A 17,223-nucleotide genomic window follows, 5' to 3' on the forward strand; every position below is an offset into this window, starting at 1 on the left:
GCACTAGCCGGAGATGAGCCCGGCCTCGTGCGCCACGATCGCCGCCTGCACCCGGTTCTCCGCCCCGAGCCGGGTCAGGATGGCGCTCACGTGCCCCTTCACCGTGCCCTCGACGAGCTCCAGCCGGCGCGCGATCTGCGCGTTCGACAGGCCTTCGCCGAGCAACGCCAGCACGTCCCGTTCCCGCGCGGTCAGCGACTCCACGCGGGACCGGGCCTCGCTGACCCGCCCGCCGCGGAACCGCGTGATCATCCGCGCCGCCACCTTGGGCGCCAGGTAGGCACCACCGGACGCCAGGGCGTGCACGCCCGCGATCAGTTCGCGCGGATCACCCGACTTCAACAGGAACCCGCGCGCGCCGCCGTCCAGCGCCTGTTCGAGGTAGCCGTCGTCGTTGAACGTCGTCAGCATCGCCACGCCGAACCCCAGCCGCGCCAGCTCCCGGGCCGCCGCCAGCCCGTCGAGCCGCGGCATCCGGACGTCCAGCAGCACCACGTCGGGCCGGTGCTTCAACGCCAGGTCGATCGCCTCACGACCGTCGCCGGCCTCCGCGACCACCTCGATCGCCTGATCCGAACCGAGGATGGCGCGCACGCCCGCACGCACCAGTGCCTCGTCGTCGGCGAGCAGAACGCGAATCACGAGTCCCCCGCGTGCGGAAGTGTTGCCACCAGCTCGAACCTGCCGTCGTCACGGCTGGTCCGGAGGGTACCTCCCGCGATCCGCACCCGTTCGCGCAACGCGATCAAGCCCAGCCGGCTGCCCGTGCCACGCCGCAGCCCGAGGTCGTTGCTCGCCTCCACCACCGTGGTCGCATCCGCCGTCGTGACCTTCAGCACCACCAAGGACTTCGGCGCGTGCTTCGCGGCGTTCGTCAACGCCTCCTGAACCACCCGATGCACGGTTCGCTCCACAACGGACGGAAAACGTCCCTCCACGGTGAACTCGACCTGCAACCCGGACGCCACCGCGCGGTCCACCAGATCCCGCAGGTCCACCACCGCGGGCGGATCGCCGTCGCGCAGCAGGAACACCAGGTCCGCCAACCGTTCCGTGGCATCGGAGGCGGCCACGCGGAGTTGTGCGGCCGCGGCCTGGTGCTCGGCGGGCAGGTTCATCTCCAGCGCGCCGGCCTGCAACGCGATCAGGCTCAGCTCGTGGCCCAGCGTGTCGTGCACCTCGTGCGCGATCCGGGTCCGTTCGCGCAGGTGCGTGGCCTCCACCCCGGCCGCGGCCAAGGCTGCCTGCTGGTAGGCGACCCGGCCGAGGAACCACGGCAGCGCCACCGCCAGTCCCACGACGATGAGATGCACGGCCTCGATGAGGCCCGCCGCCGCGAACATGATGATGGGCCAGCCGGGTTCCATCCGGCGGCCGAGCAGGAAGGCGGCCACGAACAACACAACACACACCGCGACCGTCCACGGCGGCACGTGGTCGCGCATGAAGAACGACACGGTAAACGCAGCGCCGACGCACGCCGCGAGCGCCACGACCCTCATCGCACCCACCTCACGACCGCCACACTCGCGTTCATCGCACTGGACACGCCCAACCACACCACAAGCGGCAAAGAATAGTGCGCCAGTTGGTAGAACGTGATGTCCCGCCCACCGCCGTACAGCAGTCCCAGCAACGTCGGCAACGCCAGCAGCACTCCCAGCGGCACGAACCTGAGCACCTGCCACGCCTTGTCCAGCCTCCGAGGCCGCCGCAACGCTCGCACTCCAAGCGCCAGCGACAACAACGTCAGCCCGGCCAGCACGAGATCGATCATCAGCCGATACGACGACGGCTCAGCGGGCGTCTTGCCGTCGACGATGTCCGCGATGCCGTTCTCCAGCGCATGAGTGCCTTCGTTGCCAAGCCCGATGCCGCTGTTGCTCATCACCGCGATGCCGTATCCGGAAGGGGTCAGCACCTGCCCGGCCGTGCTCGTGAACCAGATCCCGTTGTGCCGCAACCGTCCCTGCGAATCGGCTTCCCAGCCCATCCTGTCCTGTGGTGCCAGCTTCTGCTGCGCCGCCAGCCACTTCGCCATGTCCGCGGCGGTGGTGATCACGCCGTCCGACCCGGCAACGAACCGATCAGGCTCGGTCAACGGAACCGAGAACCCGTAGGCGTATCCGAAACCGCGCCGGTAGTCCGACGGCAGATCGCGCGGTGTCACGTCGATCGCGACCGTGTCCCGCATGCCCAACGGTTCGAAGACGTGCGACCGCAGATAGGAGTTGAACTTCTCCCCCGACGCCAGCTCGACCAGCCGCGCGGCCAGGTGGTAGTTCGTGTTGGTGTACCGGAACTGGCCGTCGGGTACGGCCGAACGCAGGACCTCACGAGCCCGTTCCACCGCTCCCTCGGGCGAGTCGGGCTGCGGCAGGCTCTTCTCCGGCAACGTGCGGTCGCTGATCCCCGATGTGTGGGAGAGCAGCTGACGCGGCGTGACGCGTGAGTCGAACACGGGCCGGTCCAGGTCGATCTTGCCCGCGTCCGCGAGCTGCCGGACCGCCAACGCCGTGAACGACTTGCTGACCGACGCGATCGCCATCTTCGAGTTCTCGGTGATCGGCGCCCCGGCCGAGTCGTGGCCGAAGCCCTGGACCGCGACCACCTGGTCCCCCTTGGTGATCGCCACCGCGACCCCGGGAAGCGAGGCCTCCCCCATGTACGTGGAAACGAACAGCGTGAGCGCTGCACCCCAGATGTTCATGAGACACAACGTAAGGAGCCGCGAACGCGAAATCCCGGCCCGAAAGGCAGAGCGGACCCCCGACGAAAGTCAGGGGTCCGCCCGGTACGACAGGAACGATCAGTGACCCGCCGCCATCTCGGCGACCAGCCTGTCGTCACCGCTCTGCTCCTTGAGCGGCTTCTCCTTGATGAACAGCACCGCCAGCAGCGCGAGCACCGCGAACGGCGCGCCCACCAGGAAGATCTCGGCGGTGGCGGTCGCGTAGATGTCCGCGATCACGGCCTTGATCTCGGGCGGCAGCACCGCGAGGTCCGGCACCTTGGCCTCACCGGAGCCGGTGATCGGCCCGAACTTCTCGGCCGCCAGAGACGACACCTTGTTCGCCAGCACGGCACCCAGAGCGGACACCCCGATCGCGCCGCCCAGCGAGCGGAAGAACGTCAGCGTCGACGTGGTGGCACCGAGGTCGCGAGCGGGCACGTCGTTCTGGGCAGCGAGCACCAGGTTCTGCATCATCAGACCCACGCCGACACCGAGCACGAACATGTCCGCGGACACCATGAACACCGTCGTGGACGAGCTGATCGTGGACAGCAGCAGCATGCCGCCGACCATGACCACGCCACCGGCGACCAGGAACGCCTTCCACCTGCCGTACTTCGTGATCAGCTGACCGGCGACCGTCGAGGAGACGAGCAGGCCGAAGATCAGCGGCAGGCCGAGCAGACCGGCCTGGGTCGGCGTCTTGCCGAGCGCCAACTGGAAGTACTGCGACAGGAACACCGTGCCGCCGAACATCGCGACACCGACCAAGGCGCTCGCCACGGTCGCCAGCGCGACCGTGCGGTTGCGGAAGATCGACAGCGGCACGATCGGGTCGTGCGCGGTGGCCTCGACGCGGACGGCGGCCGCCAGCAGCAGAACACCCAGCGACACCAGGCCCGCGGTCCAGCCCGACCACCAGTCGAACTTCTGGCCGGCCAGCGAGGACCAGATCAGCAGTGTCGAGACACCGGACACGATCAGGAAGGCGCCCAGGTAGTCGATCTTCGTCTCCTGCTTGCGCACGACCGGCAGGTGCAGGGTGCGCTGGAGCATGTAGATCGCGGCGAGGCTGAACGGGATGCCGATGAAGAAGCACCAGCGCCAGCCCAGCCACGAGGTGTCGACGAGCAGGCCACCGATGAGCGGGCCCGCGACGGTGCCGACGCCGAACACCGCGCCGAACATGCCGGAGTACTTGCCGAGCTCGCGCGGTGGGATCATCGCGGCCATCACGACCGTCGCGAGCGCCGTGACGCCACCGGCGCCCACGCCCTGCACGACCCGGCTGACGATGAGCATCTCGATGTTCTGCGAGAAGCCCGCGATCAGCGAACCGACGACGAACAGGCCCAGCGACGCCTGGATCAGCAGCTTGCGGTTGTAGAGGTCGGCGAGCTTGCCCCACAACGGCACGGTCGCGGTCATCGCCAGCAGCTCGGTCGTCACGATCCAGGCGAAGACCGACTGCGAGCCCTTGAGCTCGGCGACGATGCGCGGCAACGCGTTCGACACGATGGTGCTGGCGAGGATCGACACGAACATGCCGAGCATCAGGCCCCACATGGCCTGAACGACCTCGCGTCTGCTGTGGACTGGTGTCACTTCGGTTTCGGTGCTCATGATCCCCCTTCGCGGTGGTGCGGTGGCACGTGAGCCAGCCCGGTGCCGAACAGGTCGAGTGCTTCACCGACCAGGTCACCCAGCGCGACGTTGTCGTCGAGGGCCCAGCGGGTCACCGCACAGCGGAACGCGGTGCTCCCGGCGGCGACGAGCAGGCGCGGGTACATGTCGGACTCGGGAAGTCCTGCCCGCTGCCCGACGGCGTTCGCGAGCAGCTGCTCGGACTCGGCGCTGTTGGCGAACGCCCGCAGGAGCAGGTCCGGCCGCTGCATCAGCACTTCCTTGCGCAGCAGCCACAGGTCGCGGGCGTTGTTCAGCTCGTCGGTGATCTCGGCGAGCACCGAGGACCGGTACGCCTCGAACGGCGTGACCTCGTCCGGCGCGGCCAGGATGCGCTCGGCCATGCGCGGGCCCGCCTCGGGGTCCGCGCCGATGAGCGCCTCGTCCTTGCTCGCGAAGTAGTTGAAGAACGTGCGCACCGAGACGTCGGCCTCGGCGGCGATCTCCTCAACGGTGACGTGGTCGTAGCCCCTCTCGGCCGCGAGACGCACCGTCGCCCGCTCGAGCGCCGCACGCGTGCGGCGCTTCTTGCGGTCGCGCAGGCTCTCCCCCGGCTGGTTCACAGGGGCAGCGTACCGGATTGTTTTGCAGTCTCTGCAACTTTGCAGACTGTGAAATGGATCGCTACGACCAGGGCGTCTTCGGCTTCTCCTGGAGCTCGCCGTCGACGTAGAGATCAACGCGCTCGCTGTAGAAGCACGCAAGCCCGGCGACCTTCTGGCTCTCGGGCAGGGGTGCCCGGTAGATCCACACGAGGTCCTCGTGCACGACGCCGCCGACCTCGACGTTCCAGTAGGTGGCCGTCCCCTTGTACGGGCAGTGCGTCTGGGTGTCCGACGGCCTGAGCAGATCGGACCGCACGTCGCTCAGGGGCAGGTAGTACCGCGGTGGAAGGCCGGTCTCGAACAGAATCCTGGGCTGCGAGGAGGCCGCCAGCGTCACGCCGTCGAGCGCGACTCGAACGTGCCGCGAGCTGCCGAGCACGTCAACACGCGCGTACGGGCTCCGCGGGTGCACGTAGATGGGCTCGTCCTCTTCGAGCCACTCGTCCATCGCCGCGAACTCGAACCGGACGACGTCGCGCAGCTCCTCGATCGGCGAGTCGGGGTAGGTCAGCGCCGCGCCCTCGGCCGTGCCGCCGGCCGTCACGACGTCGTGCACGACGCCCTCGCCCCTGCTGGGCGAGTGCTTGGTCTCCCCCGTCGCCTTCAGCTCGGCGCGGACCGAGGAAAGCGGCAGGTAGTAGGCCGGGTAGTACGGGATCTCCCAGACCAGCCGCGGCGAGGTCGTGTCCGCGACCAGCTCGCCACCGAAGTACGCACGGACCCGCTTCGCCGAGTTCTCGACCCTCACCCGGCCACGCTGCTGCTCGTTGCCCATGTCACAGCACAACGCACCCCGCGGTCAGGCATTCCCGTCGAACAGGCTGGTCACCGAGCCGTCCTCGAAGACCTCCTGGATCGCCCGCGCGAGCAGCGGGGCGATGCTGAGGACCGTCATGCCCTGGAACCGCTTCTCGTGCGGGATCGGCAGGGTGTCGGTGAGGACCACCTCGCGGGACTTGCTCGCGATGAGCCGGTCGTACGCCTCGCCGGACAGCACACCGTGCGTGGCCACGAGCACGACGTCCTTCGCGCCCTGCTCCAGCAGCTGCCGGGCCGCGCCGGTGCTCGTCAACGCCGTGTCGATCATGTCGTCGACCACGACGCACGTGCGGCCCTCGACGTCACCGACCACGCGGTTGGCCAGGACCTCGTTCGGGCGCGACGGATCGCGGGTCTTGTGGATGAACGCGATCGGGCACCCGCCGAGCAGGTCCGCCCACTTCTCGGCGAGCCTGGTCCGTCCGGCGTCCGGCGAGACGATCGTGAGGTCCTCGCTGTCGTAGCGCGACCGGACGTGGTCGGTGAGCAGCCACATCGCGTGCAGGTGGTCGACCGGGCCGTCGAAGAAGCCCTGGGCCTGCGCGGTGTGCAGGTCGACCGTGACGATCCGGTCCGCGCCGGCCGTTTTGAACATGTTCGCGACGAGCCGGGCCGAAATCGGTTCACGTCCGGCGTACTTGCGGTCCTGACGCGCGTAGGGGAACGACGGCACGACCGCCGTGATCCGCTTGGCCGAGGCGCGTTTGAGGGCGTCGACCATGAGCAGCTGTTCCATCAGCCAGTCGTTGATGGGCGCGCTGTGGCTCTGCAGGACGAACGCGTCGGCGCCGCGCACCGACTCCTCGAACCTGACGAAGATCTCGCCGTTCGCGAAGTCGTAGGCGGCCTGCGGGGTGATCGGGGCGCCGAGGTGCTTGGCCACGGCCTGCGCGAGCTCGGGGTGGGCCCTCCCGCTGAGCAGGATGAGCTGCCGTTTCGCGATGCCCGGCTTGCCACTGACCACGTCACGCTCCACGTTCGCCCGTCGGTGAACCCGATGGTTCAGCATCACGGCGAGATCACGCAAACGCGGAGTCCGGCCGGCGAGATTCCACGTTGCCGAGAAATGCGCAGTACCCCTATCGGGCACACCCACACGTAGTCGTCCAGCGGGCTCCGAGCCCCACACTCGGTATAAATCGGCTGACTCGAATTCACCTCATGGGGTACGTCGAGTGTGATTTCTTGATCAGCGTGCTTGATGGGTCAAGGACGATGCCTACGCTCCTGGCATGCCTGCAGACCAGGACGCTCCCGGACCGACACAGTCGGCTTCAGCACCGAACCCGGTCGTGATGAGCACGCCCATCCACGACCAGATCGCCGACCGGCTGGGAGTTCGCCAGAAGCACCGACGCCCGGACTGAACCCGCTCGGGAGGTCGCGACTTTCGGCGGTCGACGGGCCGCGCGGCGAGCGGGTAGGAATGGCCCCTCTTCGGACAAGAGGGGAGCTTGTCGATGCGTATCACCGTGCTCGCCGCGGCGGCCGCGCTCATGATCACCGGTGCGCCCGTCGCGCTGGCGGATTCCGGCGTCCCGCGGATCAACTGGGAGGCGTGCGGACCGGAACACCCCGGTTTCGAGTGCGCCTCGGTCAAGGTGCCGCTGGACTACGGCACCCCGCGCGGCGCGACCACGTCCCTCGCGCTGGCGCGCAAGCCCGCGACCGACAAGGCGCACCGGATCGGGTCGCTGTTCCTGAATCCCGGCGGACCGGGTGGCTCCGGCGTGGACTTCGCGCTGGGGGCCGGCGAGAGGCTGTCCGCCAGCCTGCAGGGCCGGTTCGACATCGTGGGCTTCGACCCGCGCGGCATCGGCCGGTCGGACCCGTTGCACTGCTTCGCCAGCGAGGCCGATCTCGACAAGTTCTTCGAGGGCGTGCCGGGCTTCCCGTACCAGGCCTCGCAGGAACGGCCGTTCTTCGACCGGTACCGGACGCTCGGCCCGGAGTGCCGGGACGACCAGGCCATCGCCGGGCACATGAGCACCGCCGACGTGGCGCGGGACATGGACCTGCTGCGGCGCGCGGTGGGTGACCGCAAGATCTCGTACCTCGGCTTCTCGTACGGCTCGTTCCTCGGTGCCACGTACGCGAACCTGTTCCCGAACAACATCCGCGCGCTGGTGATCGACGGCGTGCTGAACCCCGAGCTGTGGTCGAGCGGGCGGCAGGTCGAGTCCGACCGGATCGCGACGAAGGAGGAGTTCCGCGAGTTCCTCCGCAACTGCGACGAGGCCAAGTGCGTGTTCGGTCCTCAGTCGGAGAAGCGCTGGAACGCGTTGCTGGCCTCGGTGCGCGCCAAGCCGATCCAGCTCGGCGACCAGCTGTACACCTACGACGCGGTGATCAACGCGGCGATCGGCGCGATGTACAACCCGCGTGACTGGCCTGGCGCGGCCACCCTGTTCGACCAGCTGTCCGACGCGTCCACCTCGGCCGCGTCGGCCGCTGTTTCCGTCGCGGCGGAACCGGACTACGACAACGGCTTCGACGCCTACAACGGCAACGTGTGCGCGGACACCGAGTTCCCGCGCACGTTCGAGGCCTACCGCTCGACTGCTCGTTACGCCGCAGCGGGTTCGGAGTTCGGCCCGGCGTGGTGGTGGGGCAATGCGGCCTGCGCGAACTGGCCCGTCAACCACGACCGCTTCACCGGACCGTGGCGGACCAGGACCAACGCGCCGGTTCTGGTGGTGGGCAACTACTTCGACGGCGTGACGGACTACCGCGGCGCCCAGGCGGCCAACCGCCTGATCGCGGGCAGCCGCCTGCTCACCTACGCGGGTTGGGGCCACACGGCTTACGGGCTGAACAAGTGCGCGTCCGACCACACCAACGCGTACCTGCTCAACGGCACGTTGCCGCCGGTCGGAACCGTGTGCGCGGCGAACCCCAACCCGTTCCTGCCGGCCGCGGTCCTTTCGGAGCCGCTCTTCCAGCCCACCCGGCGCTGACGACGGAGTGGCTGTAGGGCGTGTGCACGCCCTACAGCCACTCGGTCTAGCGCGACAGTCCGAGGAAGTCGACGGCGTACTGGGCCATGCCGGCGACCATGATGTTGTGCGTTCCGTTCGTGATGCTGATGCCTTCGACCTGGACGGTGCCGCCGAGGTTGTAACGCGTGCGGACCCAGTTGGGCATCGGGCGGTCGGTCGTGGACGGGTTCTGGCTGATGCCGGCGACGTTCGTCCACTGCTTGATCGCCTCGCCGAAGTTCGGGTAGCGCAAGGTGTCGTCGTTGGTGCCGTGCCACAGCTGCATGCGCGGCTTCGGGCCCGTGTAGCCGGGGTAGGCGCGGCGCACGAGGTCGCCCCACTGCTGCGGGGTCTTGATGAGCTGACCGTTGGCGCACTGGGAGTTCCACTCCGAGCCGTTGGTCGTGGCGAAGCAGGCGAACGGGACGCCCGCGAACGCCGCGCCGGCCTTGAACACGTCGGGGTAGGCGCCGAGCAGGACGTTGGTCATCATCGCGCCTGACGAGACGCCCGTCGCGTATACGCGGTTCGGGTCGGCGTTGTTGCGCTGCAGGACATAGCGCACCATCGACACGATTCCGGTGGGGTCGCTGTCGCCGTCGTGGCGCAGCGCCTGCGGGGAGGACACGTCGAAGCACTTGCTGGCGCGGGTCACCGACGGGTAGATGACGACGAACCCGTAGCGGTCGGCCAGCCTGGCGTACTCGGTGTTGCTGTAGAAGACCGGTCCGGAACCCGTGCAGTAGTGCGCCGCGACGAGAACCGCGGGCCTGGGTTTCACCGTGTTCGGCACGTACAGGTACATCTGGAGATTCGACGGGTTCGGCCCGAAGTTCGTCACCTGGGTCAGCGACGCCGCCGACGCGGACGGGGCTCCGGTGATCAACAGTGCGGCGACCAGCGGTGCGGCGGCCAACCCGCGCAGGGCACGCCTCAGCAACTCTCGAACCACGATGTCTCCCTCAATCCCTGAGCGCGTTCACGGACGGCGGGCGGAGAAATCCGACGTTACTCGTTTTTCTTTGCGCAGCAAGAAGTGCGCGTTCGAACAATCGAACCTGCTGTTCACGGAATTCGATTGTTCGACGACGGCGACCGCGATCACACCGCATGCCCACCGGTTGCCCACCGCGTCCCGGCAGCGTGGCACCCGGACCGGACGCCGCTGGTGCCCCGGCCAGACCTGAAGGAGGTACGCCATGTCGGGTGACGACATCGTGCGGTACTGGAAGGACGAGGAGTACCGGCTCGGCCTCGGTGCCGCGGGCAGCCTGCTGCCCGCGAACCCGGCCGGCATGCTCGAGCTCACCGACGAGGCGCTCGAGAGCCTCGTCGCGGGCGCCGGGCTGGAGCTGCTGGACTCGTGCGGCTTCCTGAGCTGCAACAACAAGCCGAAGCCGCCGGCGGACCCGGTCGAGAGCTGAGTTTCCGCGCGCCGACCTCGGGGCCTTCGCGGTCCCGGGGTCGTCCGGCTTCGGCTTCGGCTTCGGCTTCGGCTTCGGCTTCGGCTTCGGCTTCGGGGAGGGTGTGGTGGCGGAGATCTTCCGGCAGCAGGCGGTCGAGCACCACCGGTCCGGTCGCGGGGTCGCCGAGACGGCGGAACCAGGCTCGATGGGGCGGACCTGGGGCGTGCTGTGCGGTCTGGTCGTGCTCGGACTGGTCGGTGCGGCCGTGGTTTCCGTGCCTCGGTACGCGCGGGGAAGCGGTGTGGCGACAACGGATCGGGAGATCGTGGTCGAGGTTTCCGCGGTTTCTGGAGCGCCGGCGGTGCTGCAACAGGGAACGGCGCGCGGCACGGTTGCCGGACAGACCGACGGGAAAGTCGTTGTGCGGCTGGACGTCGGAACCGTCGAGCCGGGAAGCCGTTACCAGGTCTGGGTTCGCGTCGGTTTCCGCTCGATCCTGGAGGCGCTGTGAGGGGATTCCTGCGGTGGCTGCGACGCGGGATGCCGGTGGTCCTGCAGCTGACCGCGACCGAGTGCGGCGCGGCGTGCCTGGCCATGATCCTCGGTTTTCACGGTCGCAGCACGCAGATCTCCGAGTGCCGTTCGCGGTTCGGCATCGCGCGTGACGGCATCACCGCGCTGGCGCTCGTGCGGGCGGCACGGGAGTTCGGCCTGCGGGTCAAGGCCTTCTCGGTCGACCTGCCGCAGTTCGCGCAGTTGCCGTTGCCGTTGATCGCGCACTGGTCGTTCAACCACTTCGTGGTCGTGGAGAAGAAGCGGCGTGGCGGTTACCAGATCGTCGACCCGGCTACCGGCCGGCGGTTCGTCGACGCGGAGGAGTTCGCTCGCGAGTTCACCGGCGTCGCGCTGACCATGGCGCCCGGCCCCGGTTTCACCCGGCGCGGGCTGGGCCGCTCGCCCGTCACCGCCTACCTGCGCCAGGTCCTGCGCGTGCCGGGGTGGCGCGGCCTGCTCGCCCAGGTGCTCGGCGCGTCCCTGGTGCTGCAGGTCGTGGCGCTCGCGATTCCGGCCTTCACCAAGGTGCTGGTCGACTACGTGGTGCCGCTGCACGTCACGGACGTCGTGCTGGTCGTCGTGGCCGGCGTCGTGGTCGTCGTGGCCACCGACCTGGTCGCGGGCTACCTGCGCGCGATGCTGCTGATCCGCCTGCAGAGCCGGTTCGACGCCCGGATCATGACCGGCCTGTTCAGCCACCTGCTGAGCCTGCCGTACGCGTTCTTCGCCCAGCGCACGAGCGGCGATCTCCTGTTGCGTCTGAGCAGCTCCGGCCTGATCCGCGAGGTCCTCACCAACCAGACGTTGTCGGTGGCGCTCGACGGCGGTTTCGTCCTCGTCCTGCTGGTCGTGTTGTTCACGCAGAGCCCGATGTTCGCCCTGGTGACGCTCACCATCGGTGCCGCACAGGTGCTCGTGCTGCTCCTGACCGCCCGGCCGTTGCGCGACCTCACCCAGCGATATCTGGTGGCGCAGTCGGAGTCCCAGAGCTTCGGCGTGCAGGTGATCAGGGGCATCGGCACGCTCAAGGCGTCCGGCTCCGAGGACGACGTGCTCGACTTCTGGTCCTCGCTCTTCCTGCGCGAGCTGGCGGCGTCGGTGCGGCGCAACAGGCTGAGCGCGGGCGTGAGCACCGTCCTGAGTGGACTCCGCACGTTCGCACCGCTGGTGCTGCTCGGCATCGGCACGGCGGGCGTTCTCAACGGCTCGATGCAGCTGGGCAGCATGCTGGCGCTCAATGCCATTGCGATTTCGGTGCTGGGCCCGCTGACCTCGCTGGTGACCGCCTGCCAGCAGCTGCAGCTGGCCGGCGTCCACTTCCACCGGATCGTCGACGTGATCGAAGCCGCGCCCGAACGCACCTCCGGCGCCGTGACACCGCACCTCACCGGCAGGCTGGAGTTCTCCGGCGTCTCCTACTCCTACGACGCCAACGGCCCGCGCGTGCTCGACGACGTCTCGTTCACCGTCCAGGCGGGCCAGAAGGTCGCTCTGGTCGGCCGCACCGGGGCGTCCAAGAGCACCCTGGCGTTGCTCATGCTCGGGCTCTACCAGCCCACCGCGGGAACCATTCGTTACGACGGAACGCCTCTGTCCTCGCTGTCGTTGCGCGACGTGCGTCGACAGTTCGGCGTCGTGCTGCAGGAACCGTTGCTGTTCAACGGATCCATCCGCGCGAACATCTCGCTCAACGACCCGTCGATGGACCTGGACCACGTGGTCAGGGCCGCCAGGCTCGCCGAGATCGACGAGGACATCAGCCGCATGCCGATGCGCTACGACACGGTGCTGGGCGAAGGCGGCCACGGCCTGTCCGGCGGCCAGCGGCAACGCCTCGCCATCGCCCGAGCGCTGGCCCACAACCCACGTTTGCTGTTGCTCGACGAGGCGACCAGCCACCTCGACGCCGCGACCGAGGCGCGGGTGGACGCCGGCCTGAGCGCGCTGGCGTGCACCCGCATCGTGATCGCCCACCGGTTGAGCACGGTCCAGAACGCCGACCTGATCCTCGTGCTCGACGCCGGCCGGATCGTCGACCGCGGCACGCACGCGGAACTGCTGGAACGCGGCGGAATCTACGCGGACCTCGTGCGCACTCAGTGGGCCGCCTCGACCGCGTGAGCCCACACGGCGGCAAGCAGCGTGAGGCCGCGGATCTTCTCTTCCCGCCCGTGCGTCACCGTCACGACCATCAGCTCGTCGGCGTTGGTCGCGGTGACGAGGTCGTCGAGCGCTGTGGCCACCGTGCGCGGAGCCCCGGTGATGAGGCTGAGCGGAAGCCGCATCGCCTTGTCCAGGTGCGGATGCGCGGCCGCGGCCTCCGGTGACTGCAGCAGCAACGTGCGCATCCCCGCCACCATCTCGAGCATCCGGAGCCGGTGCGGGTTGGCGAGCCGCACCGCTTCCTCGTCCGTGCCGGCCACGACCGCGCTCACCGACACGATCACGTACGGCTTCTTCAGGCTCAGCGAGGGGATGAACGAGTCCCGGTAGACGCGGATCGGGTCGAGCGAGCTGCCCGCGGCCTTCAGGTGGAGCCCGTACACGAACGGCAGCCCGAGCTCGGCCGCGAGCAGGGCGCTGCTCTCCCCCGCCCCGAGCAGCATGACATCGGGTGTGCCGGCCGCCAGCGGGGTGGCGCGGAAGCGTTCCCACAGCCCTTCCGCCACGCGCGGATCACCGAGCAGCCCCAGGACGTCGAGCAACGCCGGCGTGAACTCGGCGTCGCCCGCACGCCGCAGCACGTCGGCGGTCTCCGGGTCGGTGCCGGCCGAACGTCCGATGCCGAGGTCGATCCGGCCGGGGTGCAACGCCTCCAGCATCGCGAACTGCTCGGCGACGACGAGCGGCGAGTGGTTGGGCAGCATCACGCCACCCGAACCGATCCGGATAGTCCGGGTGGCGGCGGCGAGGTGCGCGATCAGCACGGCGGGCGAGGTGCTCGCGACGCTGCGCATGTTGTGGTGCTCGGCCACCCAGAACCGCCGATACCCCAACTGGTCGGCGGCGCGGGCGAGCGCGGTGGTCTCGGCGAGCGCGTCAGCCGTCGTGGAGTCGGTGGTGAGCACGGACAGGTCGAGCACGGAGAGCGGGGTGGTCATGGTTTCCCCCTTGGATCGCGGGCGGTGGTGGGGTCAGCAGCGAGGTCGCGGGCGGAGGGTGGGATCAGCAGCCAGGTCGCGGGCGGTGGTGGGGTCAGCGGCGAAATCGGATCGAAGACCGCGGTGAGCACAACCAGATCGAGCAACGACGGTCGGTCGGGTTACCGGGCTGAGCCACCGGCTTCGGCACCGGAAGCAAGCCCGGCCACCGGGCTCCGCCACCGGGCTCCGCCACCGGGCACCAACACCGGAACCGGGCCACCCTCAATCACCGGCCGGCGGTTCGAGCATCAGCACCGAGGGCACCCCCGCCGGATCCGCCGCCCGCAGCAGGCCGTACCCGATGCCGGCGAGCCCGTTGAGCAACCCAGGCGTCTCCGCGTGCCGGGGCGTGCCGCACAACCACCCCTGCGCCCCAATGCTTTCCAGCACCGCCCGGCCACGTTCGCCCGCTTCAGGACGACCGGCGGCGAGCAGCAGATCCAGGCTGCCGAGATCGCCGTGACACAACGAATGGTTCGCACCGAACCCGTGCGCCAGCGTGGTTTCCACCGCCTGCGCGATCTCCGCAGCTTCCCGCGCCCCGCGCCACGCCGACGGCAACGCCAGCCGGGCCAGCCCGACCCCGACCGCCCCGTGGCACCACGCCGTCATGCACGTCGGCGGGTCGTCGCGCAGGTCCGGCCAGTTGCCCTGTTCCGGCAGGTACATCGCCCGTTCGTACGCGAGTGCCGCGGACGCCGTCTCCGCGAACCGGCGCTGCCCGGTCACCTCGGCGAGCACCGCCAGCGCCGAGCCGATGCCCGCGGCGCCGTGGCCCAGGCCGGTCAGCGGGCGGTCCGCCAGCGGTGTCACCCAGCCGCAGGAGTCGGGTCCGGTGGGCCGGGCCGCGTCCAGCAGACGTTCGCCGCAGCGGAGCATCAGGTAGACCAGCGCGGGGTCCGGCCGCTGGCGCTGCAGTCCGGCGAGCACCCCGATGGCGCCCGCGCACCCGCCGAGCACGTCGAACTGGTCGTCGGAGTCGATCAGGCCACCGAGCGAGACCGCCAGCGACGACGCCTCGTCCAGCAGGTCCGGGCGGCGCCACAGCACGCCGAGGTGCGTGTAGAGGTAGACCGCGCTTCCCCTGCCCGAGTACGCGCCGATCTTGCCGTGGCCGCCGCTCTGGTCGACGTGTCGCCGCACCATCGTCAGCGCGCCTTCCGCCAGCGCGGTGTAGCGGGCGTCGCGAGCCGCGGCACCTAGCCGGGCCAGGAAGAGCGCGATGCCCGACAGGCCGCTGTAGAGGTCGGCGCCCAGCGTGGACAGGTTCCAGTACCGCTCCTGGAACGCGGTGAGCCCGAGCCACGACACGGCGCCGTCCTGGCGGATCGCGAGCTGGTCGAGCCGGTCGCCGACGGCTTGAGCGGCCGAAAGGAAGTCGGACACGGGCCTGCGCATCCGCGGGATCCGATCTCGCGGCACGTCGGTGCCGTCGCTCAACGACAGCGCGGTGAGCGAGCCGCGGACGATCCAGCCCTGCCACTCCAGGTCCACATCGGACAGTGCCGCGATCCGCTCGCGCACCAGCTCGAAGCCGGACCGGCCGAGGAAGTCCGCGACGCGCGAGCCGGAGCTGGTCCACACGTCGCGCGAGCTGGGCCGGGTGACGAACATCGGGACGTCGCCGCGCCACAGGTCGGCCCGTTCCGCGGCGATCACCCGTTCCAGCAACGGGAACTCGCTGACCGACACCCAGAGCTTGTCGAAGAACCGCTCGCGGTCGAGGCCGTCGCGCAGCAGGTCGGGGTGGACGCTCTCGCGCAGCATCAGGCTGTAGACGTGCGTCGGCCGCACGATCACGCGGATCTCGTCGGCGGTGAACCACGACAGCGGGCCGTCCACCGCCAGCAACTCGTCGCGATGTGTCCGCAACGCGCGATAAGTGTCCTGGAACCCGGACAGCAGGTCGTCGGCGAAGTCGGCGGCGTTGACGTCGGCGCCGCGCAACGAAGGCCTGTTCTGGCCGCCGCTGATCGGCAGCCGCTTGCGTTCGATGCGCATCTCGTCGGTGTTCACCGCGGTCCAGTACTGCGCCGCGCGAGGCGACAGCTGGTCCTCGTGAGTGCCGAGGCCGGACACGTCGATCCCCGGCGCGCCGTCGTGACCCCAGGCCCGTTTCGGCAGCAGACCCACCCGCAGCACGGAGTCGACCACGGCCCGCGTGGCGAAGTCCGTGCCGGTCGGGGCGTGCACCTCGGGCTGGAACAACGACTCCAGGTCCACCACGACCGGGTGCTCGCCGGCCGCGATGACGTTCTCGTAGTGCAGGTCCGTGCCGCCCAGCGCGTGCATGATCGCGAGCTGCGCGCCGAGCCGCCGGTAGAAGCGGCTCACCTGCGTCTCGTCCTCGCACGACCGCCACCCGACGAACTCGGTCCAGCCGTGGTCGCCGCGGTCCAGCACGCCGAACGTGCGCAGCCCCAGATCCCGCACGCGGTCGTTCACCCACACCAGGAACGTCTGGAAGTGCCGGTCGGCCGCGAGCGACCGCGGCTTGTAGACCAGGCGCAGGCCGCCGCTGAACGTCGCCAGCATGACCGTCCGGCCACCGCGGTGCCGATCGCCCAGATCGGATTCCACTGTGGACAGAACACCGTGGTCGCCGGGGAAGCGCGCGCAGATCTCGGCCCAGTCGGCCCCCAGCCTGCGCAGGAACTCGACGAGCGCCGCGACCCCGCTCGAGACGTGCCCGGCGAGCAGCCGGCCGAGCACCGGGTACTCGGCGAACAACGCCGCCGGGTCGCGCAGCCCGCGCACGAAGTCGCGATAGCGGTCCGCGGGGCTGTCACCGGACAGCTCACCGCGCAACCGGGCCACGTTGAGCTCCAGCGCGAGCGTGCGTTCGACGAGTGGACCGATCCCGGCCTCGACGCACACCCGGACCAGCTCAGGCGCCAGAGCCGGGTCCAGCGGACCGGCGACCTCCGCCATCACGCCGGCCACCGTCGAGCGAGCACGACGCAACAACGGTTCGGCGACCACGCTGAAGCCGGCGAACTCCGGTTCTCCCTCGGACTCGCCGAACGCCGCCAGACCGTCCAGCCACGCGGGCGCCTCGACCCTGTCGCCCAAAGCAGCGTCGTCCTCGCCGAGCAGCGCCTGCAGCGAGCCTTCGGTGATCCCGTCGGCCGCGAGCCGCCGGGAGAACCACTCGTCCTGGTCGAACGGCGGCTGCGTGCGCCACCGCGAGAACCGCCGTGCCGCTCGTTCCGCGCAGGCCCCCTCAGCGCGAACGACAGGCAGCCGTTCGGCGAGCGTGAGCCCCCGGTACCACGAGGAATCGTCAAGTCGCACTGGTCC

15 protein-coding genes are annotated in these 17,223 nt (G+C 69.6%); 5 read left to right on the plus strand and 10 right to left on the minus strand.

Annotated features, from left to right (window positions below; translation table 11 throughout):
- Positions 1 to 3: 3 nt before the first annotated feature.
- From ABZ345_RS20255 to ABZ345_RS20285, 7 genes are all read right to left on the minus strand, one after another.
- Positions 4 to 642, minus strand: coding sequence for a response regulator transcription factor (locus ABZ345_RS20255; protein WP_359850617.1), 639 nt, complete (start codon positions 640 to 642; stop codon positions 4 to 6).
- Positions 639 to 1,502 carry a histidine kinase gene (locus ABZ345_RS20260; RefSeq protein WP_359850620.1) on the minus strand — a complete coding sequence of 288 codons (864 nt, stop codon included), beginning with the start codon at positions 1,500 to 1,502 and terminating at the stop codon, positions 639 to 641. The genes ABZ345_RS20255 and ABZ345_RS20260 overlap by 4 nt, the downstream gene beginning before the upstream one ends.
- Complete coding sequence (locus ABZ345_RS20265) at positions 1,499 to 2,710, minus strand: serine hydrolase domain-containing protein (RefSeq protein ID WP_359850623.1); 1,212 nt, start codon at positions 2,708 to 2,710, stop codon at positions 1,499 to 1,501. Before ABZ345_RS20265 ends, ABZ345_RS20260 begins: the two co-directional genes overlap by 4 nt.
- Positions 2,711 to 2,809: 99 nt before the next feature.
- A complete protein-coding gene (locus ABZ345_RS20270; RefSeq protein ID WP_359850626.1) occupies positions 2,810 to 4,357 on the minus strand; it encodes an MFS transporter in 1,548 nt (515 codons plus the stop codon).
- The gene (locus ABZ345_RS20275; protein WP_359850629.1) at positions 4,354 to 4,980 is read right to left on the minus strand and encodes a TetR/AcrR family transcriptional regulator; all 627 of its coding nucleotides are present in this window, start codon (positions 4,978 to 4,980) and stop codon (positions 4,354 to 4,356) included. The genes ABZ345_RS20270 and ABZ345_RS20275 overlap by 4 nt, the downstream gene beginning before the upstream one ends.
- A gap of 61 nt (positions 4,981 to 5,041) precedes the next feature.
- On the minus strand, positions 5,042 to 5,797 hold the full coding sequence (locus ABZ345_RS20280) for a DUF427 domain-containing protein (protein ID WP_359850632.1): 756 nt from the start codon (positions 5,795 to 5,797) through the stop codon (positions 5,042 to 5,044).
- 24 nt (positions 5,798 to 5,821) lie between these two features.
- The gene (locus tag ABZ345_RS20285; RefSeq protein ID WP_359850635.1) at positions 5,822 to 6,805 is read right to left on the minus strand and encodes a ribose-phosphate diphosphokinase; all 984 of its coding nucleotides are present in this window, start codon (positions 6,803 to 6,805) and stop codon (positions 5,822 to 5,824) included.
- Between the two features lie 268 nt (positions 6,806 to 7,073).
- Here ABZ345_RS20285 and ABZ345_RS20290 point away from each other — a divergent pair, with 268 nt between their 5' ends.
- Together ABZ345_RS20290 and ABZ345_RS20295 are read left to right on the plus strand one after the other, a co-directional pair.
- Positions 7,074 to 7,208 carry a hypothetical protein gene (locus tag ABZ345_RS20290; RefSeq protein ID WP_359850638.1) on the plus strand — a complete coding sequence of 45 codons (135 nt, stop codon included), beginning with the start codon at positions 7,074 to 7,076 and terminating at the stop codon, positions 7,206 to 7,208.
- A 93-nt stretch (positions 7,209 to 7,301) separates the two neighbouring features.
- Complete coding sequence (locus tag ABZ345_RS20295) at positions 7,302 to 8,798, plus strand: alpha/beta hydrolase (protein ID WP_359850641.1); 1,497 nt, start codon at positions 7,302 to 7,304, stop codon at positions 8,796 to 8,798.
- 46 nt (positions 8,799 to 8,844) lie between these two features.
- Here ABZ345_RS20295 and ABZ345_RS20300 read toward each other — a convergent pair whose 3' ends face one another.
- Positions 8,845 to 9,771 (minus strand): PHB depolymerase family esterase, encoded by a 927-nt coding sequence (locus ABZ345_RS20300; RefSeq protein ID WP_359850644.1) that lies wholly within the window; start codon positions 9,769 to 9,771, stop codon positions 8,845 to 8,847.
- A 247-nt stretch (positions 9,772 to 10,018) separates the two neighbouring features.
- Here ABZ345_RS20300 and ABZ345_RS20305 point away from each other — a divergent pair, with 247 nt between their 5' ends.
- The 3 genes from ABZ345_RS20305 (at position 10,019) to ABZ345_RS20315 (ending at position 12,901) form a co-directional block, all read left to right on the plus strand.
- On the plus strand, positions 10,019 to 10,243 hold the full coding sequence (locus ABZ345_RS20305) for a mersacidin/lichenicidin family type 2 lantibiotic (protein ID WP_359850646.1): 225 nt from the start codon (positions 10,019 to 10,021) through the stop codon (positions 10,241 to 10,243).
- Between the two features lie 106 nt (positions 10,244 to 10,349).
- A complete protein-coding gene (locus ABZ345_RS20310; RefSeq protein WP_359850649.1) occupies positions 10,350 to 10,736 on the plus strand; it encodes a hypothetical protein in 387 nt (128 codons plus the stop codon).
- Positions 10,733 to 12,901, plus strand: coding sequence for a peptidase domain-containing ABC transporter (locus ABZ345_RS20315; protein WP_359850652.1), 2,169 nt, complete (start codon positions 10,733 to 10,735; stop codon positions 12,899 to 12,901). The genes ABZ345_RS20310 and ABZ345_RS20315 overlap by 4 nt, the downstream gene beginning before the upstream one ends.
- Here the strand turns inward: ABZ345_RS20315 and ABZ345_RS20320 are convergent.
- Positions 12,877 to 13,881 (minus strand): MsnO8 family LLM class oxidoreductase, encoded by a 1,005-nt coding sequence (locus ABZ345_RS20320; protein ID WP_359850655.1) that lies wholly within the window; start codon positions 13,879 to 13,881, stop codon positions 12,877 to 12,879. The genes ABZ345_RS20315 and ABZ345_RS20320 overlap by 25 nt on opposite strands.
- A 264-nt stretch (positions 13,882 to 14,145) precedes the next feature.
- Complete coding sequence (locus tag ABZ345_RS20325; RefSeq protein WP_359850658.1) at positions 14,146 to 17,217, minus strand: type 2 lanthipeptide synthetase LanM family protein; 3,072 nt, start codon at positions 17,215 to 17,217, stop codon at positions 14,146 to 14,148.
- Positions 17,218 to 17,223: the final 6 nt, after the last annotated feature.

Origin of the sequence: Lentzea sp. NPDC005914 (assembly GCF_040629405.1) — a bacterium.
Taxonomy (GTDB): domain Bacteria; phylum Actinomycetota; class Actinomycetes; order Mycobacteriales; family Pseudonocardiaceae; genus Lentzea.

What these genes read in the sequence shown, in the direction of transcription:
- ABZ345_RS20260 (WP_359850620.1), bottom strand. Translation starts at nt 1,502, where the DNA reads ATGAGGGTCGTGGCGCTCGCGGCGTGCGTCGGCGCTGCGTTTACCGTG.
- ABZ345_RS20265 (WP_359850623.1), bottom strand. Translation starts at nt 2,710, where the DNA reads ATGAACATCTGGGGTGCAGCGCTCACGCTGTTCGTTTCCACGTACATG.
- ABZ345_RS20270 (WP_359850626.1), bottom strand. Translation starts at nt 4,357, where the DNA reads ATGAGCACCGAAACCGAAGTGACACCAGTCCACAGCAGACGCGAGGTC.
- ABZ345_RS20280 (WP_359850632.1), bottom strand. Translation starts at nt 5,797, where the DNA reads ATGGGCAACGAGCAGCAGCGTGGCCGGGTGAGGGTCGAGAACTCGGCG.
- ABZ345_RS20290 (WP_359850638.1), top strand. Translation starts at nt 7,074, where the DNA reads ATGCCTGCAGACCAGGACGCTCCCGGACCGACACAGTCGGCTTCAGCA.
- ABZ345_RS20295 (WP_359850641.1), top strand. Translation starts at nt 7,302, where the DNA reads ATGCGTATCACCGTGCTCGCCGCGGCGGCCGCGCTCATGATCACCGGT.
- ABZ345_RS20305 (WP_359850646.1), top strand. Translation starts at nt 10,019, where the DNA reads ATGTCGGGTGACGACATCGTGCGGTACTGGAAGGACGAGGAGTACCGG.
- ABZ345_RS20320 (WP_359850655.1), bottom strand. Translation starts at nt 13,881, where the DNA reads ATGACCACCCCGCTCTCCGTGCTCGACCTGTCCGTGCTCACCACCGAC.